Origin of the sequence: Exiguobacterium sp. s34, assembly GCF_018617435.1 — a bacterium.
Classification (GTDB): domain Bacteria; phylum Bacillota; class Bacilli; order Exiguobacteriales; family Exiguobacteriaceae; genus Exiguobacterium; species Exiguobacterium aestuarii.
The window spans coordinates 63,225-88,065 of the sequence record NZ_JACSKE010000005.1 but is presented as its reverse complement, the minus strand read 5'-3'; the positions used below and the strand labels follow the sequence as shown (position 1 = coordinate 88,065).

The window sequence follows — 24,841 nt, the reverse complement described above, 5'->3', positions numbered from 1 at the left end:
GAATGAATAAACTACTAGTCCTAGATGGGAATTCCTTAACATATCGTGCGTTTTTTGCACTGCCTCCGATGTCGGACGCGTCAGGTCGGAATACGAACGCGGTGTATGGTTTTACGATGATGTTGTTGAAGTTGATGGAAGACGAGCAACCGACGCATTTCGCTGTTGCGTTCGATGCATCAAAGAAGACGTTCCGTCATGATACGTTTGCCGAGTACAAAGGTGGGCGTCAAAAAACGCCTGGAGAATTACGAGAACAATTCCCCCTCGTGCGCGACGTCTGTCGGGCCTTTGGCATCTCTGTCTTAGAGCTCGATCAATATGAGGCAGATGATATCATCGGTACGCTCTCAAAAGATGCATCGTTTGATCAAGTAACGATTGTTACGGGAGATAAAGATTTATTGCAACTCATCAACGATCGCGTGACCGTCTACTTGACGAAGCGAGGCATCACCGATGTCGAAAAAATGAACGAGACGGCATTCCAAGAACGTTATGAAGGACTACAACCGATTCAGATGATCGATTTAAAAGGACTGATGGGGGATAAATCGGATAACATCCCTGGAATACCGGGGGTGGGTGAAAAGACGGCACTCAAGCTGATTTCTACGTATGGTACCGTCGAAGCCCTATATGAACATACAGATGAGCTAAAAGGGAAACAAAAAGAAAAGGTAGAGGCGAATGAGCGGGAAGCAAAAATGTCAAAACAATTGGCGACCATTTATACGGACGTCCCGCTTGATGTAACCGTCGACGACCTCGTGTTCAAGCCGTATGACGCTTCCGCCGTGAAGCCCCTGTTCATGGAACTTCAATTCAAATCCTTGATTGGCAAACTGTCGGACAGCTCTACAGAAGAAACGGTTGAAAAAGAAGTACGACCGACCATCGACCTTTCTGATCAAGATTTGTCGCGGGCCGTTCTGTTTCTTGAGCAGTTGCACGACGATTATTTTGAAGAGACTATCGTCGGGGTTGCGATCGCATCAGATCGTGGAGTGACGATTGGCGATGTGACGCTGCTACAAGATGAACGAGTCAAAGAATGGATTGAAGATGAATCCAGGACGACCATTTGTCTCGATGCCAAACAGACAATCATTCAGTTGAAACGCCAACAGCTATCCCTTCGCGGTTATGAAGATTTACTCGTTGCCGGCTACTTATTGAACTTATCTGGTGGAACGTCACTCAGCTCGATTGCTTCTCATTTCGCATACCCTCTTGAAGAAGATGAAACGGTCTATGGAAAAGGTGCAAAAATCAAAGTGCCGGAAGAGGATGTGTTCCATACGCATCTCGCTGAAAAAGCACATGCGATTTTGACGTTATTCGAACGGGTCGTTTCAGAACTGAAAGAAAACGAGCAGACGGAACTGTATGAAGCGCTCGAAAAACCGCTCGTCTCGGTGTTGGCTGAGATGGAGTGGGCAGGTATTCATGTAAATGTTGAGACACTTCAGCATATGGAGACAGATCTTCGAGAGCGTCTAACCGCACTTGAGGTGACGATTCATGAATTGGCCGGGGAACCGTTCAACATCAATTCGCCAAAACAGCTAGGGGTTGTCCTATTTGAAAAATTAGCGCTACCTCCTGTGAAAAAGACAAAGACGGGATACTCGACCGCAGCGGATGTCCTTGAAAAGTTGGCACCGCTTCATCCCATCATCGAGAAAATCATGCACTATCGCGAACTTGGTAAATTGCAGTCGACCTATGTAGAAGGGTTACAGAAAGTTGTGAAAGAAGACGGCAAGATTCACACTCGATACACGCAGACGTTGACGCAAACCGGGCGACTCTCGTCAGTCAATCCGAACTTACAAAACATCCCGATTCGATTAGAGGAAGGACGTCGTATCCGTAAGGCGTTCACCGCAAGCGAACCTGGCTGGGTCCTGTATGCGGTCGATTACTCGCAGATTGAACTCCGGATTATGGCGCATATGTCACAAGATGAGAAAATGATGGCTGCTTTCTTACACGATGAGGATATCCATACCTCGACGGCGGCGAACGTCTTCAAAGTCGCAAATGAAGAAGTCACTTCCCTCATGCGGCGCCAGGCGAAAGCGGTCAACTTTGGAATCATTTATGGAATCAGTGATTACGGCCTGTCGCAAAATCTAGGAATCACGCGAAAAGAAGCGCAAACCTTCATCGATACGTACTTTGAGCAGTTCCCAGGAGTGAAGACGTTCATGGATGCCGCGATTGAACGGGCTCGTGAATATGGTTTCGTCGAGACGATGTTAAAACGCCGGCGGAACATCCCGGATATCCATTCTCGTAATTTTAACTTGCGAGGATTTGCCGAGCGTACAGCCATCAATACTCCGATTCAAGGAACGGCAGCTGATATCATCAAAAAAGCGATGATTGACGTCGATCACGCTCTTCAATCGTCACACCTTCAATCCAAACTGTTGCTACAAGTTCATGATGAACTGATTTTTGAAGGGCCGGCAGAAGAGATGGAAGCATTAGAAAAATTGGTGACAGATGCGATGGAACATACGGTGACACTCGATGTACCGTTACGCGCGGACGGAGCCGTGGGAACAACATGGTTCGATACGAAATAAGAGGATAGAAAGGAAGTCAGTATGCCAGAATTACCAGAAGTCGAAACGGTTTGTCGTAGATTGCGACCTGCCGTTTCCGGAAAGACGATTCAGTCCGTCGATGTGCTTGACCCTAAAATCATTCGGGGACATGAGCCTGATGAATGGGTACACCACTTGATTGGAGAGACCATCACGGATGTGGAACGCCGTGGGAAATTTATCTTATTCAAATTAACAAACGGGTATCTTGTCTCCCATCTCCGCATGGAAGGGAAATTCTTCCCTTATGAGACAATTACAGAACCGGCCAAACATACACATGTCATCATCAACTTCACGGATCAATCGACGTTACATTATAACGACGTGCGTAAATTTGGTACGATGGAATTACGGACGAATGAAACGGTTCACACGACACCTCCTCTTTCGCTACTTGCGTTCGAACCGTTTGACGAACGTGTGACAGCGGAAGCGTTGCATCGACGTTTAGAACGGATGAAGACGCGTGCCATCAAGACGGCACTACTCGATCAATCGATCTTCGTCGGATTAGGGAACATTTATGTGGATGAAACACTGTTTCGCGCCGGCGTGCATCCAACACGACCAGCGGCTAGTTTGACACGTGAGGAAGTAGAACGTGTACGCGTGGAAGCGGTCGCTGTACTGAGTGAGGCGATTGAACGTGGGGGAAGTACAATTCGTAGTTATACAAACCCAGACGGGGCGACGGGAACGTTTCAAGAGACGCTTTATGTATACGGACAAGCGGGTGAGCCGTGCCGTCGCTGCGGACAGGAAATCGAAAAGATGAAATTAGGCGGGCGTGGCACGCATTATTGTCCACGCTGTCAACAACGTTAAGGAGTGGGCGTTATGTTGAAGATTGGATTGACGGGTGGGATTGCAACCGGGAAGTCCACGGTGTCTCGACTATTTCGGGAAAGAGGGATCCCGATTATCGATGCCGATTTGATTGCGAGGAAGGTAGTCGAACCCGGTGGAAAGGCGATAGAGGGTGTAAAAACGGCATTTCCAAAATGTTTTAACGGTGATGTCTTAAACCGTCCCGCATTAGGGCGCGAAATCTTTCATGATGAGACGAAGCGACAACAGTTAAACCAGTTGATGCATCCAGCGATACGTGAAGAGATGAAGGAGCAGATGCGTTCACATGAAGCGGCCGGGGAGTCTGTCGTCATTTTTGATATTCCGCTCTTATTTGAAGGGACAATGCTCGATCTCGTCGATTATTCTGTCGTCGTCTATTGCCGCGAAGAGATTCAATTGATGCGTCTCATGGAACGGAATGGATTGACGAAAGAAGAGGCGCTCGCACGCATCCATTCTCAAATCCCGATTGAGGAGAAAAAGCATCAGGCCGATTTTCTCGTCAATAACAACGGTTCACTCGGGGATTTACCCTCGCAAATCGACCGCTTAGTCGAACAATTTAAAGCCATAGAAAAAGAAGGCGAATAATAATCGCCTTCTTTTTTAATTCAATGGATCGGAGTCGGGTGACCCCTTCTTCCATGTGTCATAAATCGCCCGTCCATCACTCGGATGACCGTTTGAATAATAGATAGGATACAGTGAAAAGAAAATATAATAAAACGAGAAATAAGCGAACTGATACGTATATAGGGTCGGTTCAATCTCTCGTCTTAAAATAAACGCATTCACAATCAAGATACTCGCTAAATTAAAGATGGCTCCACCGCCATATACAAGAGAGCGTGTGACCTTATTGCTCCATTTTAAATCTGTAAACTGACACCACGCATCATAAAAATAGACGCGGTTCACTTGAAGACGTCCTACTTTAAACATTTTCTTGCCTGTCCCGATTTGCATGTCGAGTGAGCCACCGAACAATTTTGCGAAAAAGAAGTGACCGAACTCATGAATCAACGTCACAATCGGTAAGATGATAAAGAATGAAATGAAGAATTTATCGATATCTCCCCAATCAAACATGATGACGCCTCCTTTCTAATGTGCTTCACGACAAGAAATTTCCCTCATTTTCAAAAAATAAACAAAGAAAAACGAAAAAAATGTGACGATTCATAGTGAAAACGCTTACAGCAATCCGTTATAATGAAACCGTAATGTAGAAAAAGGGGGATTTAGCATGGGGACAAAAGTTGCGATTAACGGATTCGGTCGAATTGGGAGAATGGTATTCCGGAAATTGATGCTCGAAGGACGTCATGAAGTTGTGGCAATCAACGCGAGTTATCCTGCGGAAACGCTCGCTCATCTCATCAAACACGATTCGATTCACGGACCATTCGGATTAACAGTTCGAGCGCAAGGGGACGCGCTTGAAGTTGATGGGAAACGAATTGAACTGATCTCAGAACGTGATCCATCACGTTTACCGTGGGAAGAACTTGGTATCGATATCGTTGTCGAGGCGACGGGGAAATTCAACTCTGATATCGGAGCGAAGCTACATCTAGATGCAGGTGCAAAAAAAGTGATTTTGACTGCACCAGGTAAAGGGGATTTACGTACGATCGTGATGGGGGTCAACGATCGGGATTATCGCCCAGAAGAAGACCATATCATTTCAAATGCATCGTGTACGACAAACTGTCTAGGTCCAGTCGTGAAGGTATTGCATTCAACGTTCGGGATTGAAACAGGTTTGGTAACGACTGTTCATGCGTACACGAACGACCAAAATAATATTGATAACCCGCATAAAGACTTACGTCGAGCGCGTGCTTGTGGCAGTTCCATTATCCCGACATCAACTGGGGCGGCTAAAGCAATCGGGCTCGTCATGCCGGAACTTCAAGGCAAATTGAACGGAATGGCACTTCGCGTCCCGACACCGAACGTTTCACTTGTCGACTTAGTCGTCGAACTTCACCGTGACGTCACGGTCGATGAGGTGAATGAAGCGTTTGAACGTGCAGCGTTTGGAGAGATGACGGGCGTGTTAGGTGTTTCTCATGAACCACTCGTATCGATTGATTTCAATGGAGACGATCGCTCGTCAATTATCGATATGGATTCGACGATGGTACTCGGCGGAAATCATGTAAAAGTGCTCGCGTGGTATGACAATGAGTGGGGCTATTCGTGCCGTGTCGTCGACTTGTTAGATATGGTGGCGAGCTACCTTCAAATCGGACAACAAGAAACACACGCCTAAAAAATATTACGTTCTAAAAAATATTTCTGATTTTTTTAAACAAATGTCTTGTAACGACGTCCCAAACACGTTACACTCAGTTTCGTGAACTTCAATTGGTCTGACAAACGCAGCTTAAAGGGTTAGGACCTCTTAGGACTAACTTGCCCCCGTGGTTGTGGGCGATTCAGGCACAAAGTGAGTGATCATCAACTACTTTGAGACCATTGATGTAAAGGGGGATCCACTAATATGGATACTATGGGACGTCACATTATTACAGAACTTTGGGAGTGCAATCCCGACAAATTGAATGATATCGACTACATCGAGCGTTTGTTCGTCGATGCTGCTCTTCGTTCGGGCGCTGAAGTCCGCGAAGTCGCTTTCCACAAATTTGCGCCGCACGGTGTGAGTGGAGTCGTCATCATTTCAGAATCACACTTAACGATTCACAGTTTCCCAGAGCATGGCTACGCGTCAGTTGACGTGTTCACATGTGGAGATCGAATCGATCCAGCTACGGCATCGCAATACATCGCCGAAGGTTTGGATGCAAAAGTACGTGAAGATGTGAAACTTGAGCGTGGGATGGGACCGATTCGTGTTCCAGAAGCACAAGTTGCACTAACTAAATAATTCTGAAGAACCTTTTGAGGCTGGCCGTTTAACGGTCAGCCCTTTTAATTGTTTTGTTGTCGCCTTAATTTTGATATGCTTAACGTATATAACTCAGGCGTTGAGGTGGATTATGGGACTGTTAGATAAGTTACAAACACATATCGAAACAAAAGACACACATAAAAATGAAACGCTTCGGACGCGTTACTACGCAGCATCTCCGAACGCAATCTTACAATGGTTAGAAAGTCAGGTTCAATCGAATGGTCAAACGGTACGCCGGATTGATTCAAATCGAGGCGAACTCTCATTTATTGGTGAAGGATGGGACGGGCTCATTACAATCGTGCAAGTAGACGGTGGTCGTACAGCGGTCGACTTCACGTTAAATCGTGAACAGCGACTTGGTGCAGACCTTGCACAAATCATCACGCACTATTATGAGGCGCTCACACAACAATTCCCGCTTCGTGCTATTGGAAATAAATCTGTCGAACGATAAGGAGGCTTGAGCATGCGTTGTCCGAAATGTGATCACAATGGAACGAGAGTGCTCGATTCCCGACCGGTGCAAGACCATTATTCGATTCGACGTCGTCGTGAATGTGAAAAATGCGGGTATCGATTCACAACCTTTGAGACGGTGGAACAGACTCCGCTCATTATCGTGAAGAAAGATGGAAATCGAGAAGAGTTCAGCCGTGAAAAAGTGCTGCGCGGAATCATTCGTGCGTGTGAAAAGCGACCGGTCACCCTCGAACAGCTTGAAGGAGTCGTGACAAAAGTCGAACAGCAACTCCGTGCCCTCGCACAGTCGGAAATCCCGAGTGAACAAGTGGGTGAGTTGGTGATGAATGAACTCGCACGTGTCGACGAAGTCGCATACGTTCGTTTTGCTTCGGTTTATCGCCAATTCAAAGACATCACGGTATTCTTTAAAGAACTTGAAGATTTAATGAAGCAAGAAAATTCGACCAACTAAAGGGCGGCCTGCTGGTCGCCCTTTTTCAGGGGAGAGAGCTATGGAGAAAGAACGTACAATCTTTGGGACGGACGAACTGTTAATCATGAGTACGGGTCTTGTCGACCGTGAATCGTATCAGTCCCTCTATCATTTATATCAACCTGTCATTGGTGTGAAGGCGCTCGCACTTTACCAGACGCTGTGGAGCGAATTGAAACCAGGGAAGATGAAGTCGAACTATATGTCACATAGTGCCTTGTGTGAAATGTTGGATTACTCGATCAATGAATTGACGGATAGTCTCTTTCGATTAGAGGCAATCGGGTTGGTCAGAACGTATAAAACGAAAGATGCTCGCTTGACACAATACGTTTATCAGTTGCGTGTCCCGCTCGCACCGCATACTTTTTTAAATGATGGGCTACTGTCTAGCTTCCTCTTCTATAAAGTTGGGGAAGTGCGATTTAAACAATTGCAAGGACGCTTTACCATCGACCCTTTACCGGCAGGAATCGTCGAGGTGACAAAAGACTTTAATGAAGTATTTGACGTGAAAGGTGTCAATCATCGAGCGTTCACACAAAAGAATTACGAAAAACCAGACCGTGCGAAGATTGAAATCAACTATTCGTTCGATATGGACATTGTGAAGAAACTGACGAATTTCCCGGTCGGATTCTTCACAAAAAAATTAGACGAAACCATCACAAAACTCGCTTACGTGTCTCAACTCGATGAAGAGACGATGGCAGAAATGTTAAAAGAATATTTCGTCCACGAAGCGTATCTTCCGCTCAGTGAGCAAGAGAAACGGGACGGATGTCGTCAGATGGTATTGCAGTTGAAGAAGAAACAGACGCGTCATCGGAAAGAGAAAACGGTGGAGCTCGAACAGACAAAACTAGGAGATCTTCATGACCCTGAGGTGATGGAAGCGGCTCATCCTCATCAATATGTATCGACACTACGGAAGACACCTCAGTTATCGAAGAGTGACGAACAATTAGTCATCGAACTTGTCGACACGCTCGGACTCGCTCCAGGTGTGATCAATGCACTCTTCTATTATTGTATCGAAGTGAAAAAGCAGACGCGTCTGAGCGAGAACTATGTCCTCCGCATCGCCACGAGTTGGAAGACTGCGGGCTATACGAACGCAAAAGAAGCATTAGAACGCGAAGAAACACAAGATGCATTGATTGAGAAGAAACAGCAAAAACGTGAAAATGTGCAGCGGACGACTGTCGGGTCGCGTCGGAAACCCCAACAAGGTGAGATGCCGAAATGGCTAGAAGATGAAGCGAAACAACAGCGGTCTTACGATCAGGCACGGAAGAAAGAATTGGAATCTTCCGTACCTGATGACGCGGAGCTCGTGAAACTATTAAATGAATTGAAAGAGAAGGGGTGAGGGGATGGAACGTATCAACCAGTCATTATCGCAGTTGATGAATCGAAAAGAAGTCCGGGAAGCGTATGAGTCGATTCGCAGACGAACACTCAACCATCCGGGCGTGATCGCCTTTTTAAACGCTCATCCTGAACTAGATGAGAAAGCGATTGAGATTGGGTTCACGAAACTGAGTGAGTATGCCGAACAGATGGACGGGAAGACGTTCATCGAGGAACAGGCCGTCATCCCTGGGCATCAACCGGTGCTCTATGTCGATCTTGGTCAGATTGCGATTCGTTATGAAGAGACGGTCGCTCACCGACAAGGACGACGACAAAAAGAGATGGATCGAAAGTTTAAGAGCCTGTTCTTACCGGAAGAAGTTCGTGAGGCGAGCTTCGAGTCGTTCGACTGGGCAGATGATGCACGTAAGATTGCGCTTCGAGAAGCGATGCGTTTCGTGACGGGTATGAAGTCCAAACAAAAAGTGAACGGACTCTATTTGCACGGTAGCTTCGGTGTCGGGAAGACGTATTTACTCGCCGCCATTGCCAATGAATTGAAAGTGGCGGATATCGAGACAATCTTGGTCCACGCTCCGGGCTTTGTATCAGAGGCAAAACGAAAAATCCGTACCGACTCATTCGATTCGTTTTTAACGTCGTTTCAACACGTGCCGGTTTTATTGATTGATGATATCGGAGCAGAGGCGATCAGTCCGTGGGTACGAGACGAGTTGTTCGGCATCATTCTTCAATATCGGATGATGCACCGACTCCCGACGTTATATAGTTCAAACTTTAGTGGAGAAGAACTCGAGACGCACTTTTCAATCGATGGATCCGCACAAAATAAAATGAAAGCGCAGCGTCTCATGCAGCGCATTTCAACGACGACGACACAAATCGAACTAAAGGGTGAAAATCGCCGTCGGTAAAGGATTGTTTTTCTTGGATGAGTTGACTATACTAATAACCATATAAGTGATGCATAGAAGAGGATATGGATCATCGAGACGAGTTTTAGCGAGGGAAGGGTGGTGGAAGCTTCCTAACGACGACGATGCATTTACTCCCTCAGAGCACCGTACGGGTCAATCGTGCGGCGATTCACACTCGTTATCGTGTGTTCGAGCCAAGCACTTTGCTTGGGAACGAGGGTGGTACCACGAGAATCAAAGCTCGTCCCTTTTTGAGGGATGGGCTTTTTTTATATTCATTTTTGAGAGGGGACAGATGTACATGATTCAATTGACATTTCCAGATGGCGCGGTAAAAGAATTTGATGCTGGCGTCACAGCAGAAGACGTCGCAGGCTCAATTAGCCCGGGACTTCGCAAAAAGGCAATCGCAGCAAAATTAGACGGAGAACTCATCGACTACCGTCGTCCGATTGAACAAGATGGCAAAATCGAACTCGTCATGCCAGATTCAGAGGACGGTCTCGATTTGATGCGTCACTCGTCGGCACACTTGATGGCACAAGCAATCAAACGTCTGTATGGCGAAGAGAATAACATTTATCTCGGGATTGGACCGACGATTGAGAACGGATTCTATTACGATATTGAAATGGACCGACGAATCAATGAGGAAGATCTTCCCGAGATTGAGAAGATGATGAAACGCATCGTCGATGAAAACTTAGAAATCACTCGTGAAGTCGTTTCGCGTGACGAAGCACTCGCTCGTTATAAAGAGTTGGGAGACCCGCTGAAAATCGAGTTGATCGAGGATATTCCTGCCGATCAGACACTTACAATCTATCATCAAGGTGAATTCTTCGACCTTTGCCGCGGACCACACGTTCCATCGACTTCAAAGTTGAAAATCTTTAAATTGATGAGCGTGGCTGGCGCGTACTGGCGTGGCGACTCTGACAACAAGATGTTACAACGTATTTACGGAACGGCTTGGGCGACGAAAGAACAACTCGCAGAGCATTTGCGTCTTCTTGAAGAAGCAAAAGAACGCGATCATCGTAAACTCGGAAAAGAACTCGATCTCTTCTTCGTTTCACAAGAAGTCGGTCAAGGTCTTCCGATGTGGCTTCCAAAAGGTGCATCGATCCGTCGTACGGTCGAGCGCTACATCGTCGATAAAGAGCTCGAACTTGGATACCAACACGTATATACACCGGTGCTTGGATCGGTCGATTTGTACAAGACATCTGGGCACTGGGATCATTACCAAGATGACATGTTCCCGAAAATGGAGATGGACAATGAGGAACTCGTCCTTCGTCCGATGAACTGTCCGCACCACATGACAATCTACAAACATGAGCCACGCTCATACCGTGAGCTTCCGCTCCGAATCGCTGAGCTTGGTGGGATGCACCGCTACGAGATGTCAGGTGCACTCACAGGACTTCAACGTGTCCGTTACATGGTGTTGAATGATGGGCATACGTTCGTCACACCAGAACAAATGAAACAAGAGTTCAAAGACATCGTTCACTTGATTCAAGAAGTGTACGCTGACTTTGGTATTAAAGATTACCGTTTCCGTCTCTCGTATCGCGATCCTGCCGATAAAGAGAAGTACTTCGATAACGATGCGATTTGGGAAATGGCACAGAGCCAGTTGAAAGAAACAATGGACGAGCTCGAACTTCCGTACTTCGAAGCGGAAGGGGAAGCGGCATTCTACGGACCGAAACTCGACGTGCAAGTACGCACGGCGCTCGGGAAAGAAGAGACGCTTTCGACAGTTCAGCTTGATTTCTTGCTTCCGGAACGTTTCGATTTGACTTACACAGGACCAGACGGAAAAGACCATCGTCCAATCGTCTTGCACCGTGGTGTCGTCTCGACAATGGAACGATTTGTTGCATATTTGATTGAGGAGTACAAAGGAGCGTTCCCAACATGGCTCGCACCGGTACAAGTCAAATTGATTCCAGTATCACACGTCCATGATGAGTACGTTGCTGAAGTGAAAGCGGAACTCGTCAAACGTGGTGTCCGGGTGGAAACGGACCTTCGTGATGAAAAACTTGGCTACAAGATTCGCGAAGCACAAATGAAGAAGATTCCGATGACGCTCGTTCTTGGAGACAAAGAACGTGACGAGCGCGCAGTCAACATTCGCCGTTACGGTCAACAAGAACAAGTTTCAGCATCACTTGACGAGTTCATCGCATCGCTCACAGAAGAGATTGCGAATCGTTCACGCTAAGTGAAAGGCCACCTTTCCATCTAGAAAGGTGGCCTTTTTTCGGTCTATAGACGGATGTGTATTTAAGCGTCTCCACGTATCGTAAACATAAGGAGTGATAATGAATGAATTATATGAAGCCAGTATTGGCACTTACTATTGGAGCAGTCGCATTTACAGGAGCACTTCCGAAAGTCGGGGCGGAGGCAATCGTCAACGACACGATCGTCACACTCGGGGAGTCGCTATCTTCGGAGCAACAAAAATGGGTACTCGAGCGTATGGACGCGCCGGAAGGAATCGAACCGATTATCACAACGGCCGCGGATGAAGAAAAATATTTGGGAGATTCTGTCCCACAAGCGCAACGTGGAGGCGGGATGTATTCATCCGCACGAATCAAATTGACGGACGGTACCGGTCTTGATATTCAAACTGAAAATGTGACATGGGTCACGAAGGATATGTATGCGAACGCGCTTGTCACGGCAGGTGTGACGGATGCCGATATCTATATCACGTCACCGATTAACGTGACAGGGACATCCGCTCTGACAGGCATCATGAAGGCGTATGATCAAACAGCAGCCGAAACGGGAATCGAATTGTCTGAAGAGCGCAAAGAGCTTGCGCAAGAAGAGTTGGCGGTCACGTCTGAAATCGGAAAGACGGTCGGTCAAGAGGACGTAGCAGGTCTCATGAACGAGATTAAAGCCGAGATTGCGAATCAGATGCCGGAGACGAACATTGAGATTCGTGACATCGTCATTCAAGTACTGAACCAAAATAACGTTCAATTATCCGAAGCACAACTCGACCAATTGACGACGCTGTTTGAGAACATGCAACAAGCAAATCTTGACTGGTCTGCAATCAGTAACGGATTAAAAGATGCGGGTCAAGACGTACAAGCTTTCCTTGAGCAAGAGGAAGTGCAAGGATTTTTCGCGAGATTGTTCGAAGCAATCAGCAACTTCTTTAAATCGCTCACGAATTGATTGTGTGTCATTGTGGAAAAATAGAAAAGTGGATATAAACATCATTGAACTGGGTAAATAACTCTCATCTATTATCCAATTATTAAGGAGGAATCGTTATGCTCGGTGGGGTCCCGCTACATCCATTGCTCGTGCACGCTCCGATTGGTCTACTATTGTTTGGGACGTTCTTAATTTTACTCAGTTTCAAATGGACAAGTTTTCGACTGTTTGCACTCGTCACACTCGTTGCGGGATTACTTTCAGGTGGGGTCGCCTTTCTATCCGGTGATAGTGCCGAGGAGTATGCAGAAGCAAATCTTCCTTCGGTCACAGAAGCGATGATTGAAAACCATGAACATTTTGCCTTGTATAGTTTGATTGCGTTTGGCATCACGATTGTTTTGCTTGCTGTCGGATATCGTGCGAAAGGGAAGCTGTGGACCACACTTAGTTTCGTGATCGCACTCATTGGAGCAGGACTCCTTGCTTACGCCGGTCACCTCGGTGGTCAAATGGTGTATGCACAGTAAATACAAAAAACGTCCGTTTCCTTGATTGTGGAGCGGACGTTTAATATTTATATACGCATGATGAAAGAGCGATCAGATTGTACAACTGGATTCGCTTAGTACCATCTTTTATGGATATAATTTTGAGCCGACTCGTGATCATCGACGATTTTCAATGTGATACGATTCATCTCTTCCAATAAGTCCGTTAACACGGCCTGTAACTTCTCATCCTCTAAGCCGTGTGCTTGCATGGTCTTGCTGACAATCTGCTGAACTTGGTCGTGATAGTCATGTTCGCGCGAGACGTCTTTTCGCCAGTTCATGTAAATCCCTCCTTTGTAATTCATTATTCCCTTTGAAAAGGTATTGCGAAACGAGGGAATGACTGGTATCATCATAAAAGTGTGAGCTACCAATTATTCATGCGCGATATCTTGACATCTTTTCCTGCTAGTGCTAAGATGACATAGTGATTAAAAACAACAAAGCAGAAGCACCCGCTTTTCACCTCGTCTGAAAAACATCAGGCAGGTCCATCAAGTTCTTGGTTCAATCGGCATCGTCTGCCGTTTTATGACCTCAACTGATGTGTGGGTGGGAAACTGCCGACGCTTTTTTTATTGCCATGTTGTCTTGTCAATCTAAATCTCGTGCAATTGCACGATGGAGGTGCTAACCATTAGCAAAGAGCTCTTTATCAACGAAAACATTCGTGCCCGTGAAGTACGTCTCATTGGCGCAGACGGCGCACAACTCGGTGTGAAATCGCGTAACGATGCGTTACGTTTAGCTGAAGAAGCGGAACTAGACTTAGTCTTAGTCGCGGATAAAGCGAATCCACCGGTCGCTAAAATTATGGATTATGGGAAGTACCGTTTCGAACTCCAGAAAAAGGAGAAAGAAGCGCGTAAAAACCAAAAAGTCATCCAAATGAAAGAAGTACGTCTCAGTCCAACAATCGAGGACAACGATTTCCAAACAAAATTGCGTAACGCACGCAAGTTCCTTGAAAAAGGTAACAAGGTGAAGGCTTCGATTCGTTTCCGCGGACGTGCCATCACACACTCGGAAATCGGGAAACGTGTTTTGGACAAAATGGCAGCGGAATGTGCCGATTTGGCAACAGTTGAACAAAAGCCGAAGATGGAAGGACGCAGCATGTTCTTAGTGCTGGCTCCGAACAAAGAAGATTAATCATCGATTCTCAGTGGGGAGGAAATACTCATGCCGAAAATGAAATCGCACCGCGGTGCTTCAAAACGTTTCAAACGTACAGCATCAGGTAAACTCAAGCGTTCACACGCTTACACAAGTCACTTGTTCGCAAACAAATCGACTAAAGCGAAACGTAAGCTCCGTAAAGGCGCTATCGTATCAGCTGGAGACTTCAAACGCATTCGCAACATGATCGCGAAGTAATACAGAAACAATTTAGGAGGGAATCCATATGCCACGCGTAAAAGGCGGTTATACGACTCGTCAACGTCGTAAAAAGCAAATTAAACTTGCCAAAGGATACTTTGGTTCGAAACACATTCTATTTAAAGTAGCAAAACAACAGGTCATGAAGTCACTCATGTACGCTTACCGTGACCGTCGTCAGAAGAAACGTGATTTCCGTCGTCTTTGGATCACACGTATCAATGCGGCAGCACGCACAAACGGTCTCTCATACAGCCGTATGATGCACGGCCTCAAGCTTGCAGGAATCGACATCAACCGTAAGATGCTTGCTGAGCTTGCTGTGACAGATGCACAGGCATTCGCGTCACTCGCTGAAACAGCTAAATCAAAATTGAACGCGTAATCGTTCAATCGAAAGCGCCGAGACATTCTCTCGGCGCTTTCTTTTTTCTTCAGAATTTCTTAGAATTAAGAGAAGGAGGAAATCGTATGAACCAATCGGTTGTCGCAATCGTTGCCCTTGCTCTGATTGTCTTGAACGTTTATACCTATTTTCAGGCAAAGCGTTATACGCACGGCGATGGTGATTTCAACGTGCTATACGCGTATGCGGGAGGAGCCATCGGTGCCTTGTTCGGTCTCCATTTGACACGCAAAAAGACCGTTCATGCCCCAAAATTGCTTCAATTACAAGTATTGATTTTAGCGGTAGGCTGGTCTTTAATGATTTTAGTACTGCTATAAGTGGAGATAGAGGAGGAACATCCGGTGAACTGGACAACATTGTTTGATCGGCAGCGCGAATTAGACGAGCGGATCAAAGAACAACATGGATTATCCGGCAATCAATTTGATGAACGGTTACTGGCGCTGCTTGTCGAGCTCGGTGAACTGGCTAACGAAACACGTAGCTTTAAGTTTTGGTCGAAGAAAGGACCGTCGCCTCAAGATGTGATCTTAGAAGAATATGTAGACGGCATTCATTTCTTACTGTCACTCGGCCTTGCGCTTGGGTATGAACGAGACGCATTTCCTGCGGGAAGCTCATATCTTGATGCGACTGATGCTTTTTTAGATATTTATCGAAAAGTGACGAACTTTGGTCTTTCGAAAACAGAAGCGATGTACGAGACGCTGATGGCAGCGTATCTTGAACTAGGATATACGCTTGGCTTCAACGAGCAGCTGATCATCATGGCGTATATGAATAAAAATGAAGTGAACCATGAGCGACAGCGATTAGGCTATTAATGAAAAGGAGCGGATTGGGATGAATGAATCATTACATATGTTAAAACGCCTGACAGACGCGACTGGCGTCCCGGGAAATGAGGGTGAAGTCCGTCAATTGATGCGTGAATATCTTGAACCACATGTCGAGTCGTTTAAACAAGACGGTCTTGGAAGTTTGTTCGGTCAAGTGACAGGAGACACAGAAGGTCCCCGTGTGATGATTGCAGGTCATATGGATGAAGTCGGTTTTATGGTCACACGTATAGAGGAAGGTGGCTTCCTACGCTTCCAGGCGCTTGGTGGATGGTGGAACCAAGTTTTATTGGCACAACGAATGGATGTGGTGACGCGTTCTGGCGAGAAAATTCCAGGAGTAATCGGTGCGAAACCACCACACGTCCTTCCACTTGAAGCACGTAAAAAACCAGTTGAAATCAAAGACATGTTTTTAGATATCGGAGCGACATCAAAAGACGAAGTGGCTGAATGGGGAATTCGTCCGGGGGATACGGTCGTCCCGCATTGCGAATTCACGGTCATGAAAAATGAGAACTTCTTGATGGCGAAAGCTTGGGATAACCGTATTGGTTGTGCAATTGCAATTGAAGCTGCAAAACGTCTGAAAGAAGAATCGTTCCCAGGTGTCGTCTTTACAGGAGCGACGGTTCAAGAAGAAGTTGGATTACGTGGAGCTGTCACGGCGGCCAACTTGATTCAACCGGATGTGGCGATTGCGGTCGATACAGGAATTCCAAGTGACACACCTGGAATGACGCCTGCAGAAGGATTATCGAAGCTCGGCGATGGCGTTCAGGTCATCTTCTTTGATGCAACGACCGTGACGAATCCACGTCTCGTCGACCTCATTGTCGATGTAGCAAAAGAAAACGACATCAAATACCAACTCGATTTGACACCAGGAGGCGGAACGGATGCAGGACGATTCCATTTGTCTGGGATTGGAATGCCGGCGATCGCGTTGACGGTACCTGTACGTTATTTACACACGAATGTGTCAATCATTCATAAAGATGACTACGAGGCAGCGATTGAACTTGTTGTCGCATTGACGAAACGCTTAGACCACGAGACGGTCCAATGGTTGAAAGAGGGATAATATGACGAAGATTACGTCTACGAAGAGCGAGACGATTAAACGATTAAAACGATTGATGACGAAAAAAGGACGCCAAGAAACCGGTCAATTCCTCGTAGAAGGAGAACATCTGGTCGATGAGGCGATTCGAGCAGGTCGACTTGTACAACTCATCATGGCTGAATCATACGTACCGAAAAAGACGTGGCGCATCGAGGACATGCCGGTTCTCGAATTATCTGATCACGTCGCTGATCTTTTGTCGGAAACAGAAAAGACACAAGGTGTGTTTGCGGTCGTGAAGATGACACCGGTCGAGCGCAAGATGAAGAAAGTTCTCGTGTTAGACCGAGTGCAAGACCCAGGTAACCTTGGTACGATGATTCGGACTGCAGATGCGGCCGGATTTGATACGGTACTCCTTGGGAAAGGAACGGTTGATCCGTTCAATGCGAAAGTCGTTCGTGCGACACAAGGTTCCCTGTTTCACGTGAATGTGACTTCGGTTGATTTGCTTGATAAACTACCTGAACTGAAAGAAGAAGGGTTCCATGTGTACGGGACAGCCCTCTCGAAAGCGACATCATATGAGCAGGTAGCATTTGAGGATAAGATTGCCTTAGTCATCGGAAATGAAGCACAAGGGGTACATGCCGATGTATTGGCTCTTTGTGATACCCGAGTCCATATTCCGGTACTCGGTGAGGCGGAATCGCTCAATGCAGCGGTCGCTGCTGGTATTTTAATGTATCGCATCGCTTTACAATAATCTTGTCAGCACGTGAAAAACGTGATAGGTTAAACACATCGATGAATAGATTATGACGTTGAAAGAACATAGTAAGCGAATAACCGATTCCGTTCAGGGAGCATAGGCCGTGACTGAAAGCCTAAGCCGGAATCGTCGCTGAATTCACTCTGGAGTCGTGTTGGAGACAACACCGGTTTGGCATCTCGATAACGATGCTCTCAAGTGGGCCAATGATTGGCCAAGTAGGGTGGTACCGCGATGATTCGTCCCTTCAGTCAACGACTGAAGGGACTTTTTTATGTAGAGGAGGAAGTGAACACATGAAAGAGCAATTAGAACAGTTACAAATGGAAGCACTTGAAGAAATCAAGCAGGCATCCACACAAAAATCATTAAATGACGTTCGAATCAAATATTTAGGTAAGAAAGGACCGATGACCGAGGTACTTCGTGGGATGGGCAAGCTATCCGCTGAGGAACGTCCAGTCATTGGTGAATTGGCGAACACGGTTCGTACGTCGATTCAAAGTACGCTTGACGCTCGAATCGAAGAAGTGAAGGCGATTGAACTGGAAGAGAAGTTAAAAGCGGAAACGCTCGATGTGACGCTTCCGGGACGTACATCGGCTCCTGGACACCGTCACCTGTTGCAACAAATCATCGACGAGATGGAAGATTTATTCGTTGGACTCGGATATACGATTGCAGAAGGTCCTGAAGTCGAAACAGATTTATATAACTTTGAAATGCTCAACTTACCAAAAGACCATCCGGCACGCGATATGCAAGACTCGTTCTACATTACCGAGGAAACTTTGCTACGTACACATACGTCACCTGTACAGGCACGCACGATGTTAGAGGCGAATGGGAAACCGATTCGCATCATTTGCCCAGGGAAAGTATATCGTCGTGATGAAGATGATGCGACGCATTCACACCAATTCATGCAAATCGAAGGGCTCGTCGTCGATGAGTCGATTTCAATGGCAGATTTAAAAGGCACGCTTGAGGTGTTCGTGAAACAATTGTTCGGGGAAACACGCGAAATTCGTCTTCGCCCAAGCTTTTTCCCATTCACGGAGCCATCAGTTGAAGTCGATATTTCATGCTTCAAGTGTGGAGGCAAAGGTTGTAACGTCTGTAAAGGAACTGGATGGATTGAAATTCTCGGAGGCGGGATGGTACATCCACATGTGTTAGAGATGGCAGGCTATGACTCGTCAAAAGTATCAGGATTCGCATTCGGAATCGGAGTTGAGCGTATGGCGATGCTCAAACACGGTGTCGATGACATCCGCCACTTCTACACAAATGACTTACGCTTCATCGAGCAATTCTAAGGAGGAAGACAGATGTTACTATCAAAAAAATGGTTGAATCAATATATTGATGTGTCAGATTTGAGTGGAGAAGCACTTGGCGACTTGATCACAAAAAATGGGATTGAAGTCGAAAGTGTCACAAACCGTGGAGAAGGACTTTCTGGTATCGTCGTCGGGCATGTCCTTTCATGTGAGAAGCATCCGGAAGCGGATAAATTGAACGTGACAAAAGTAGACATCGGGGAATGTGATCCCGTTCAAATCGTCTGTGGCGCACCGAACGTACGTGAAGGTCAATACGTCATCGTAGCGAAAGTTGGCGCACGCTTACCAGGATTAAAAATCAAAAAAGCGAAACTTCGCGGTGTCGAATCTCAAGGGATGATTTGTTCGCTTGAGGAACTCGGGTTCGAGAAGAAACAAATTCGGGAAGATGAGCAAGACGGGATTCATACGTTCCGTGAAGATGTTCAAGTCGGGGCAGATGTGCTCGATTTACTCGACTTGAATGATGAGGTCATCGAACTCGGTTTGACTCCGAACCGTTCGGACTGCTTGAGCCTATATGGCATCATCCATGAAGTAGCGGCCATCTTAGAGCGTCCGTACACGTTACCGACGGCCGACATCACGTCTTCTTCTGCATCTGAAGTGTCTATTGAGCTCGCTACACCGAACTGCCCGTATTATGCAGCGCGTGAAGTGCGAGGGGTTACAATCACAGAATCTCCACAATGGCTTAAAAATATTTTGATTGCCGAGGGCGTTCGTCCAATCAATAACATTGTTGATGTGACGAACTATGTGATGCTAGAAATCGGTCAACCTCTTCATGCGTTCGATGCGAAAAAACTCGGTCAATCGATTGTGGTCCGTCAGGCTGAAAACGGAGAAGAGATGATTACCCTAGACGATGTAACACGTACGCTCGACGCTTCGATGATGGTCATCACAGATGGTCAGGCGCCAGTCGCAATCGCAGGTGTCATGGGTGGCGCAAACACAGAAGTAGATGCCTCAACGACAGATATCGTCTTAGAGTCCGCTTACTTTGATCCTGCCTCGGTACGTAAGACGAGCCGAACGCTCGGTCTTCGTTCAGACTCAAGCGCTCGTTTTGAGAAAGGTGTGGACCCAGAGCGTGTTATGCTCGCGCTTGATCGTGCCGCTCAATTAATTGTGGAGCTTGGTGGAGGTGACATTCGAGAAGCGACTGTGTCTGGTGAAAAAGAATCACGTGCTCGTCAAATCGAGGTCGCGGTCGATTATATCAATAATCGTTTAGGGATGACGCTCGAGCGTCAAACGATCGAACGCATTCTAGAGCGTCTCGGTCTTGCTACAGAAGGCGATGACGTATTGAGCGTTCATATCCCTTCCCGTCGACCTGACTTAGAGCTTCCGGCTGACATTACGGAAGAAGTGGCACGTCTATACGGTTACGATAGCCTCCCGTCGACGTTACCTGCATCTCATTCGAAAGGATATTTGCCGGCGATCAACGTGTTGCGCCGAAATACACGCCGCTTGTTGCAAGGTGTCGGCTTATCACAAGCAATCACCTACTCGTTAACGAGTGAGGCACATGCGACGCGATTCGGTGGTCAAGCCGATCAGCTCGTTCGTCTGGCAATGCCGATGAGTGAAGAGCGTTCTGTTCTTCGTACATCGCTCATTCCTGGATTGTTGGAGGCAGCACGTTACAATACAGCGCGCCAACAAGCGAACGTTGCACTATACGAAACGGGACGTGTCTATACAGAGCATGGTGATACGTTACCACGCGAAAAAGAACGAGTGGCAGGTGTCGTCACAGGCCTTTGGATGGATCATCGTTCACAAGGTACACGAATCCCGGTCGATTACTTCGTCGCGAAAGGGATTGTCGACACGTTAGTTCAAACACTTCGTCTCGATGTCACGTATGAAGCGGTATCTATGCCAGATATGCACCCAGGTCGTACGGCGAGCATCTTGATGAACGGTGACGTGATCGGATATGTAGGACAAGTACATCCAGGGACGTCAAAAGACGTTTACGGTATGAAAGAAGTGTATGTATTTGAACTCGACCTATTGGCGCTTAGTGGAGAAGAGACCCTTCTTTATCAAGACGTGCCACGTTATCCATCGATTTCACGAGACTTGGCACTCGTCTTGTCGCGTTCGATTCCGGCTGGGGCAGTGGAACAAACAATCCGCCAAGCGGCTGGTCCACTCTTGATTGACCTTGTCTTGTTTGACGTGTATACAGGGGAGAATGTCGGACCAGAAGAGAAGTCGATCGCCTTCTCACTCAAGTTCCAAGACCCGACACGTACGTTGCAAGATGAAGAAGTAACAGCAGCATATGAGACAATCGTTGAAGCGGTCCGTGTAGCACACGGCGCTGAAGTACGAGCGTAAAAATAAGGAGCGTTGTCCGATGTGGACAACGCTCCTTTCTTTCATTGAATCTCAAGTGCGAGGTCACCAAACTTCGTCCAACCGACAAGACTTGTGACACGATAAAGTGCCCAAGTAATGAGTGCGGGAAGAACGACACCGGTTACCGTAAAAATGAGAAACGCATCCATCCCTTGAACCGCTAAAATCTGAAGCGGGGCAATGAGGGAATTAAGTCCGAGACCGGCAATTTCATAAGGAACTTGAAGCGAGAACATCAATGTGGCAATCGGAGCAGAAATCATCGCAGCAATGAATGGTGGAACAACGATTCTCGGGTTTTTGATGATATTCGGGAACTGAACTTTCGGCGTGACGAAGAATGAGGCAACCAATCCACCTGGATCGGTTTGACGGTACGCCATCAATGTAAATCCGACAAACTGAGCAGAACAACCAATCAATGCGGCAGCGCTGGCAACCGGATCTAACTGAAGTGCGATGGCAAGTGCGGCCGACGAAGCCGGCGACATGAGCATGACACTGAAGACAAGGGCGATGACAAGAGATGTCGCAATGGGTGATGTTTCAACAGATGCTGTGATTCCTTGACTGATTGAATTGATCAGTGGTGTCGTGACAGCTGCAGCCGCCACACCGACGATGCCGCCTCCGAGAACCGCTGTTACGGGTACGACCATCATATCGAACTTTGTTTTTCCGAGGACACGTTTTCCGAGCCATACTGCTGCAGCTGCTGCAATCAACGCACTAATCGGTTGACCAGGTACGAGGACGAGACCGCTTTCAGTCGCTTTAAGTGCGGCACCGCCAATCGTTGCGGCAATCATTGCACTAAACAAGATAAGCGTATTGCCTCCGAGTTGAAAGGCGACGCCGGCTCCTAAAGCTGGAGCCAACAACGATTTAGCGACTTGCCCGATTTGAACGAGCATCGCAATCCCGGTCAAATTACCAATCGTCTCAATCAATAGACCAACACCGAGCGTGACGAGTACGGCGTTTGCCATTCCTGCTGAAATTTTTACCATTCGATCCATCATATACTGCTTCACTTCCATCATCTCCTCTTTGTCTATAGAGCAATAAAAAAACCTATCCGATTCGGATAGGCGCGGGTTACATCTACAGGCGCCTGTCCGATTACCACGGGAACAAGGGCCTGAAAAGTCGTTTGTAAGAACAAAACGATTTCAGTCCCTCAGTCGAATAATAATCAGCAGGCTGTTCATATGTACGGGTTTGAACATCTCAAGCATCTCCTCTTTGTTGGATTTGCTAAAGAATACCATCTATTTTTGTAATAATCAATATTTTCTGAAAATAAACTGAAAAAAATTCAGGATGTATGGTGGCATCCTGAATCAGCTCATTTTGAGTGCGAGTGCTTGAATTTGATCATCGATGAATTTCATCGACAATGAATTGAATTGCTCGGGTTGGTCCACATTCACGACGTGACCAGAGTCTGCAACGATTTCAACATTGGCAGTCGGTTGATGTTTTGCGGTCCGTTCCACAGCTTCGAGGAACATGTAATCTTCATCGCCCATAATATATAGAATGGGGACGTTCGTTTGAATCGAAGTAATTTGATTTAGTAATGGATTGATGTTCTCCGTCATCTTAAACCAGCGAATAAATTCACGCTGACACAAATTTGCAGCGTCTCGGACAAACATCATCCGCGATTTTTTATGACGTTTTTTCGGTAGTAAAATCCATGCGAACAATTTGTATAACCACATATAGGGAACGAAATTTTGAACGAGGCTACCGAGACGAATGAGAAGCGTTGAACGAACGTTGAACTTGACGATGGCGCCTCCGAGAACAACCGATGCAATCCGGTCCGGATAGTGCTCAAACATCGCCTGGATGACAATCGTCCCTAAAGAGAGACCGACCATATGACCTTTCTCAATACCTAAGTGATCCATCACCTCGATGACATCTTTGGCGACGACATCAAATGTATAGGCGTTCAACGGTTGTTTAAGCGATTGTTCGGCATCGTATGAACCACCGTGTCCACGCAAATCGACGAGTAACACATTATATTTCTTACGGAATGGGCGGAGTTGACGATACCAATGAGACAAACTTCCGCCGGCTCCGTGAATAAAGACGACCCAAGGATGGTCATCGCTGATCGTGTAGGTTTTATAATGCAACATGAACGCTATCCTCCAAAAATTTTAAGTTCATTTAACCATAAAACGAGTATATCATATTTGATAACGAACCTCTACAGACGACGTTCGTTCAAGGTTATTGCTTTTTTGGTATTGGCAAAATGGACTTTGGCGATTTTTTGTAAATAATCCTGCCCGTGTCGACGGATGATCTGAGCGGCCACTTGGTCAACTTTTGCTCCTGCCCCTTTCGGGAGCGTCAATCCTGCCTGTTCACTTAGTTTGTCCATTTCTTTTAAGAAAAAGGCGCGGGCTAAGATGGATGCGGCTGCGACTGCGACATGCAGTCCTTCTGCTTTTGTTGAAAAATAAACATCGTCGCGGACGACATCGCGTTCTGACCGTAAGTGCTGATAATAGACCGATTTTTCGGCAAATTGATCAATCAGGATGGCATCTGGTTTCTGTTCAAGTTTGTCGAGCAACGCATGCAACGCTGCGTTGTGCGCGATGGCAGTCATTTTACCTTGTGTCATCGTACGTTGCATCTTGTTATACGTTGGGTTGTGCAGTGTCGCTTTTTGATAAGGAATTGTGGCGTGTAAATCTCTAGCAATTCGGATAATCTCGGGATCAGACAATTGCTTTGAATCTTTGACACCGAGCTCTTTAACGAGTGCGATTTGGTCCCGTGATACGAAAGCAGAAACGACGACGAGTGGGCCAAAATAATCACCTTTTCCGACTTCGTCGCTACCGACGACGGACCAATCTGAAAAGCCTTTAGGTAATGTCGTATTCGGTGGAGACGCTTGTTTCTTCCCGGCAGGAGTTCCCCATTTCACTGCCTCGGTATCTGCATCTTTTCCTTGAAACATCACTTTTCCTGATTGATAAATCGTGACGACAAATCCAGGTGTCTTTGCGCTGAAAGTTGCGTAAGGTGGAGGTGTGACCGCGTACTTCTTATACATATTTTTTAGTTTTTCTTGGTCAGCAGTTGATAGCTTGATGACTTGGTTGCCCAAAATGAGCACTTCCTTTCTGTCTGGCAAATTCATTTTACATTTTTTTATGATTTTTTGAAACCGATGATGAGGTTTTATCGTATATGAAAGTGATTAGAACAAAGT

26 protein-coding genes are annotated in these 24,841 nt (G+C 46.6%); 21 read left to right on the top strand and 5 right to left on the bottom strand.

Annotated features, from left to right (window positions below):
- The first annotated feature begins 2 nt into the window (after positions 1-2).
- Genes polA through coaE form a run of 3 tightly spaced genes read left to right on the top strand, consistent with a single transcriptional unit; the run spans position 3 to position 4,064 of the window.
- Positions 3-2,597, top strand: coding sequence for a DNA polymerase I (gene polA, locus KNO87_RS11570; protein WP_214795661.1), 2,595 nt, complete (start codon positions 3-5; stop codon positions 2,595-2,597).
- Positions 2,598-2,618: 21 nt separating this feature from the next.
- Positions 2,619-3,446 carry a DNA-formamidopyrimidine glycosylase gene (gene mutM / locus KNO87_RS11565; RefSeq protein ID WP_214795663.1) on the top strand — a complete coding sequence of 276 codons (828 nt, stop codon included), beginning with the start codon at positions 2,619-2,621 and terminating at the stop codon, positions 3,444-3,446.
- A 12-nt stretch (positions 3,447-3,458) separates the two neighbouring features.
- Positions 3,459-4,064, top strand: coding sequence for a dephospho-CoA kinase (coaE, locus tag KNO87_RS11560; RefSeq protein ID WP_214795665.1), 606 nt, complete (start codon positions 3,459-3,461; stop codon positions 4,062-4,064).
- 15 nt (positions 4,065-4,079) lie between these two features.
- Here coaE and KNO87_RS11555 read toward each other — a convergent pair whose 3' ends face one another.
- Complete coding sequence (locus KNO87_RS11555) at positions 4,080-4,562, bottom strand: site-2 protease family protein (protein WP_214795667.1); 483 nt, start codon at positions 4,560-4,562, stop codon at positions 4,080-4,082.
- 157 nt (positions 4,563-4,719) lie between these two features.
- Here KNO87_RS11555 and KNO87_RS11550 point away from each other — a divergent pair, with 157 nt between their 5' ends.
- The 9 genes from KNO87_RS11550 to KNO87_RS11510 all read left to right on the top strand — a co-directional run bounded on the left by KNO87_RS11550 (position 4,720) and on the right by KNO87_RS11510 (position 13,376).
- A complete protein-coding gene (locus KNO87_RS11550; RefSeq protein WP_214787322.1) occupies positions 4,720-5,751 on the top strand; it encodes a glyceraldehyde-3-phosphate dehydrogenase in 1,032 nt (343 codons plus the stop codon).
- A gap of 231 nt (positions 5,752-5,982) precedes the next feature.
- Positions 5,983-6,369, top strand: coding sequence for an adenosylmethionine decarboxylase (speD, locus tag KNO87_RS11545; protein WP_026825618.1), 387 nt, complete (start codon positions 5,983-5,985; stop codon positions 6,367-6,369).
- Positions 6,370-6,481: 112 nt separating this feature from the next.
- Positions 6,482-6,853 carry a hypothetical protein gene (locus KNO87_RS11540; protein ID WP_214787324.1) on the top strand — a complete coding sequence of 124 codons (372 nt, stop codon included), beginning with the start codon at positions 6,482-6,484 and terminating at the stop codon, positions 6,851-6,853.
- Positions 6,854-6,865: 12 nt separating this feature from the next.
- Positions 6,866-7,333, top strand: coding sequence for a transcriptional regulator NrdR (nrdR, locus tag KNO87_RS11535; RefSeq protein ID WP_012726705.1), 468 nt, complete (start codon positions 6,866-6,868; stop codon positions 7,331-7,333).
- A gap of 40 nt (positions 7,334-7,373) precedes the next feature.
- Complete coding sequence (locus KNO87_RS11530) at positions 7,374-8,726, top strand: DnaD domain protein (protein ID WP_214795669.1); 1,353 nt, start codon at positions 7,374-7,376, stop codon at positions 8,724-8,726.
- Between the two features lie 4 nt (positions 8,727-8,730).
- Positions 8,731-9,645, top strand: a complete 915-nt coding sequence (dnaI, locus tag KNO87_RS11525) for a primosomal protein DnaI (RefSeq protein WP_214787328.1) — start codon at positions 8,731-8,733, stop codon at positions 9,643-9,645.
- A gap of 298 nt (positions 9,646-9,943) precedes the next feature.
- Complete coding sequence (thrS, locus tag KNO87_RS11520) at positions 9,944-11,887, top strand: threonine--tRNA ligase (RefSeq protein WP_214782220.1); 1,944 nt, start codon at positions 9,944-9,946, stop codon at positions 11,885-11,887.
- A gap of 104 nt (positions 11,888-11,991) precedes the next feature.
- Positions 11,992-12,864: a DUF1002 domain-containing protein gene (locus KNO87_RS11515; RefSeq protein WP_214787330.1), complete on the top strand. Its 873-nt coding sequence runs from the start codon at positions 11,992-11,994 to the stop codon at positions 12,862-12,864.
- Positions 12,865-12,962: 98 nt separating this feature from the next.
- Positions 12,963-13,376, top strand: a complete 414-nt coding sequence (locus tag KNO87_RS11510; RefSeq protein ID WP_214787332.1) for a DUF2231 domain-containing protein — start codon at positions 12,963-12,965, stop codon at positions 13,374-13,376.
- A gap of 95 nt (positions 13,377-13,471) precedes the next feature.
- Here the strand turns inward: KNO87_RS11510 and KNO87_RS11505 are convergent, their stop codons facing one another.
- Entirely contained in the window at positions 13,472-13,681 is a 210-nt protein-coding gene (locus tag KNO87_RS11505) for a hypothetical protein (protein WP_012726699.1), read from the bottom strand.
- A 340-nt stretch (positions 13,682-14,021) separates the two neighbouring features.
- On the opposite strand from KNO87_RS11505, the gene infC reads away from it, so the two are divergent.
- The 9 genes from infC to pheT all read left to right on the top strand — a co-directional run bounded on the left by infC (position 14,022) and on the right by pheT (position 21,573).
- Complete coding sequence (gene infC / locus KNO87_RS11500) at positions 14,022-14,552, top strand: translation initiation factor IF-3 (protein ID WP_074033409.1); 531 nt, start codon at positions 14,022-14,024, stop codon at positions 14,550-14,552.
- 30 nt (positions 14,553-14,582) lie between these two features.
- A complete protein-coding gene (gene rpmI, locus KNO87_RS11495; RefSeq protein ID WP_012726697.1) occupies positions 14,583-14,777 on the top strand; it encodes a 50S ribosomal protein L35 in 195 nt (64 codons plus the stop codon).
- A 28-nt stretch (positions 14,778-14,805) separates the two neighbouring features.
- Positions 14,806-15,165 (top strand): 50S ribosomal protein L20, encoded by a 360-nt coding sequence (rplT, locus tag KNO87_RS11490; protein ID WP_012726696.1) that lies wholly within the window; start codon positions 14,806-14,808, stop codon positions 15,163-15,165.
- An 86-nt stretch (positions 15,166-15,251) separates the two neighbouring features.
- Positions 15,252-15,506, top strand: a complete 255-nt coding sequence (locus KNO87_RS11485) for a hypothetical protein (protein ID WP_214795671.1) — start codon at positions 15,252-15,254, stop codon at positions 15,504-15,506.
- A 24-nt stretch (positions 15,507-15,530) separates the two neighbouring features.
- The gene (locus tag KNO87_RS11480) at positions 15,531-16,013 is read left to right on the top strand and encodes a dUTP diphosphatase (RefSeq protein WP_214795673.1); all 483 of its coding nucleotides are present in this window, start codon (positions 15,531-15,533) and stop codon (positions 16,011-16,013) included.
- Between the two features lie 19 nt (positions 16,014-16,032).
- Positions 16,033-17,112, top strand: coding sequence for a M42 family metallopeptidase (locus KNO87_RS11475; protein WP_214795675.1), 1,080 nt, complete (start codon positions 16,033-16,035; stop codon positions 17,110-17,112).
- A 1-nt stretch (position 17,113) separates the two neighbouring features.
- Positions 17,114-17,860, top strand: coding sequence for a TrmH family RNA methyltransferase (locus tag KNO87_RS11470; protein WP_214787340.1), 747 nt, complete (start codon positions 17,114-17,116; stop codon positions 17,858-17,860).
- A gap of 302 nt (positions 17,861-18,162) precedes the next feature.
- Positions 18,163-19,185: a phenylalanine--tRNA ligase subunit alpha gene (gene pheS / locus KNO87_RS11465; protein ID WP_214787342.1), complete on the top strand. Its 1,023-nt coding sequence runs from the start codon at positions 18,163-18,165 to the stop codon at positions 19,183-19,185.
- A 12-nt stretch (positions 19,186-19,197) separates the two neighbouring features.
- Entirely contained in the window at positions 19,198-21,573 is a 2,376-nt protein-coding gene (gene pheT, locus KNO87_RS11460; RefSeq protein WP_214795677.1) for a phenylalanine--tRNA ligase subunit beta, read from the top strand.
- Between the two features lie 41 nt (positions 21,574-21,614).
- Here pheT and KNO87_RS11455 read toward each other — a convergent pair whose 3' ends face one another.
- From KNO87_RS11455 to rnhC, 3 genes are all read right to left on the bottom strand, one after another.
- A complete protein-coding gene (locus KNO87_RS11455) occupies positions 21,615-22,637 on the bottom strand; it encodes a PTS sugar transporter subunit IIC (protein ID WP_214787346.1) in 1,023 nt (340 codons plus the stop codon).
- A gap of 300 nt (positions 22,638-22,937) precedes the next feature.
- Positions 22,938-23,750 carry an alpha/beta fold hydrolase gene (locus KNO87_RS11450; protein WP_214787348.1) on the bottom strand — a complete coding sequence of 271 codons (813 nt, stop codon included), beginning with the start codon at positions 23,748-23,750 and terminating at the stop codon, positions 22,938-22,940.
- A gap of 71 nt (positions 23,751-23,821) precedes the next feature.
- On the bottom strand, positions 23,822-24,736 hold the full coding sequence (gene rnhC / locus KNO87_RS11445) for a ribonuclease HIII (RefSeq protein WP_214795679.1): 915 nt from the start codon (positions 24,734-24,736) through the stop codon (positions 23,822-23,824).
- Positions 24,737-24,841: the final 105 nt, after the last annotated feature.

Coding starts and splice junctions, on each gene's coding strand:
- polA (WP_214795661.1), top strand. CDS start 3: ATGAATAAACTACTAGTCCTAGATGGGAATTCCTTAACATATCGTGCG.
- mutM (WP_214795663.1), top strand. CDS start 2,619: ATGCCAGAATTACCAGAAGTCGAAACGGTTTGTCGTAGATTGCGACCT.
- coaE (WP_214795665.1), top strand. CDS start 3,459: ATGTTGAAGATTGGATTGACGGGTGGGATTGCAACCGGGAAGTCCACG.
- KNO87_RS11555 (WP_214795667.1), bottom strand. CDS start 4,562: ATGTTTGATTGGGGAGATATCGATAAATTCTTCATTTCATTCTTTATC.
- KNO87_RS11550 (WP_214787322.1), top strand. CDS start 4,720: ATGGGGACAAAAGTTGCGATTAACGGATTCGGTCGAATTGGGAGAATG.
- speD (WP_026825618.1), top strand. CDS start 5,983: ATGGATACTATGGGACGTCACATTATTACAGAACTTTGGGAGTGCAAT.
- KNO87_RS11540 (WP_214787324.1), top strand. CDS start 6,482: ATGGGACTGTTAGATAAGTTACAAACACATATCGAAACAAAAGACACA.
- nrdR (WP_012726705.1), top strand. CDS start 6,866: ATGCGTTGTCCGAAATGTGATCACAATGGAACGAGAGTGCTCGATTCC.
- KNO87_RS11530 (WP_214795669.1), top strand. CDS start 7,374: ATGGAGAAAGAACGTACAATCTTTGGGACGGACGAACTGTTAATCATG.
- dnaI (WP_214787328.1), top strand. CDS start 8,731: ATGGAACGTATCAACCAGTCATTATCGCAGTTGATGAATCGAAAAGAA.
- thrS (WP_214782220.1), top strand. CDS start 9,944: ATGTACATGATTCAATTGACATTTCCAGATGGCGCGGTAAAAGAATTT.
- KNO87_RS11515 (WP_214787330.1), top strand. CDS start 11,992: ATGAATTATATGAAGCCAGTATTGGCACTTACTATTGGAGCAGTCGCA.
- KNO87_RS11510 (WP_214787332.1), top strand. CDS start 12,963: ATGCTCGGTGGGGTCCCGCTACATCCATTGCTCGTGCACGCTCCGATT.
- KNO87_RS11505 (WP_012726699.1), bottom strand. CDS start 13,681: ATGAACTGGCGAAAAGACGTCTCGCGCGAACATGACTATCACGACCAA.
- infC (WP_074033409.1), top strand. CDS start 14,022: ATGGAGGTGCTAACCATTAGCAAAGAGCTCTTTATCAACGAAAACATT.
- rpmI (WP_012726697.1), top strand. CDS start 14,583: ATGCCGAAAATGAAATCGCACCGCGGTGCTTCAAAACGTTTCAAACGT.
- rplT (WP_012726696.1), top strand. CDS start 14,806: ATGCCACGCGTAAAAGGCGGTTATACGACTCGTCAACGTCGTAAAAAG.
- KNO87_RS11485 (WP_214795671.1), top strand. CDS start 15,252: ATGAACCAATCGGTTGTCGCAATCGTTGCCCTTGCTCTGATTGTCTTG.
- KNO87_RS11475 (WP_214795675.1), top strand. CDS start 16,033: ATGAATGAATCATTACATATGTTAAAACGCCTGACAGACGCGACTGGC.
- KNO87_RS11470 (WP_214787340.1), top strand. CDS start 17,114: ATGACGAAGATTACGTCTACGAAGAGCGAGACGATTAAACGATTAAAA.
- pheS (WP_214787342.1), top strand. CDS start 18,163: ATGAAAGAGCAATTAGAACAGTTACAAATGGAAGCACTTGAAGAAATC.
- pheT (WP_214795677.1), top strand. CDS start 19,198: ATGTTACTATCAAAAAAATGGTTGAATCAATATATTGATGTGTCAGAT.
- KNO87_RS11455 (WP_214787346.1), bottom strand. CDS start 22,637: ATGATGGAAGTGAAGCAGTATATGATGGATCGAATGGTAAAAATTTCA.
- KNO87_RS11450 (WP_214787348.1), bottom strand. CDS start 23,750: ATGTTGCATTATAAAACCTACACGATCAGCGATGACCATCCTTGGGTC.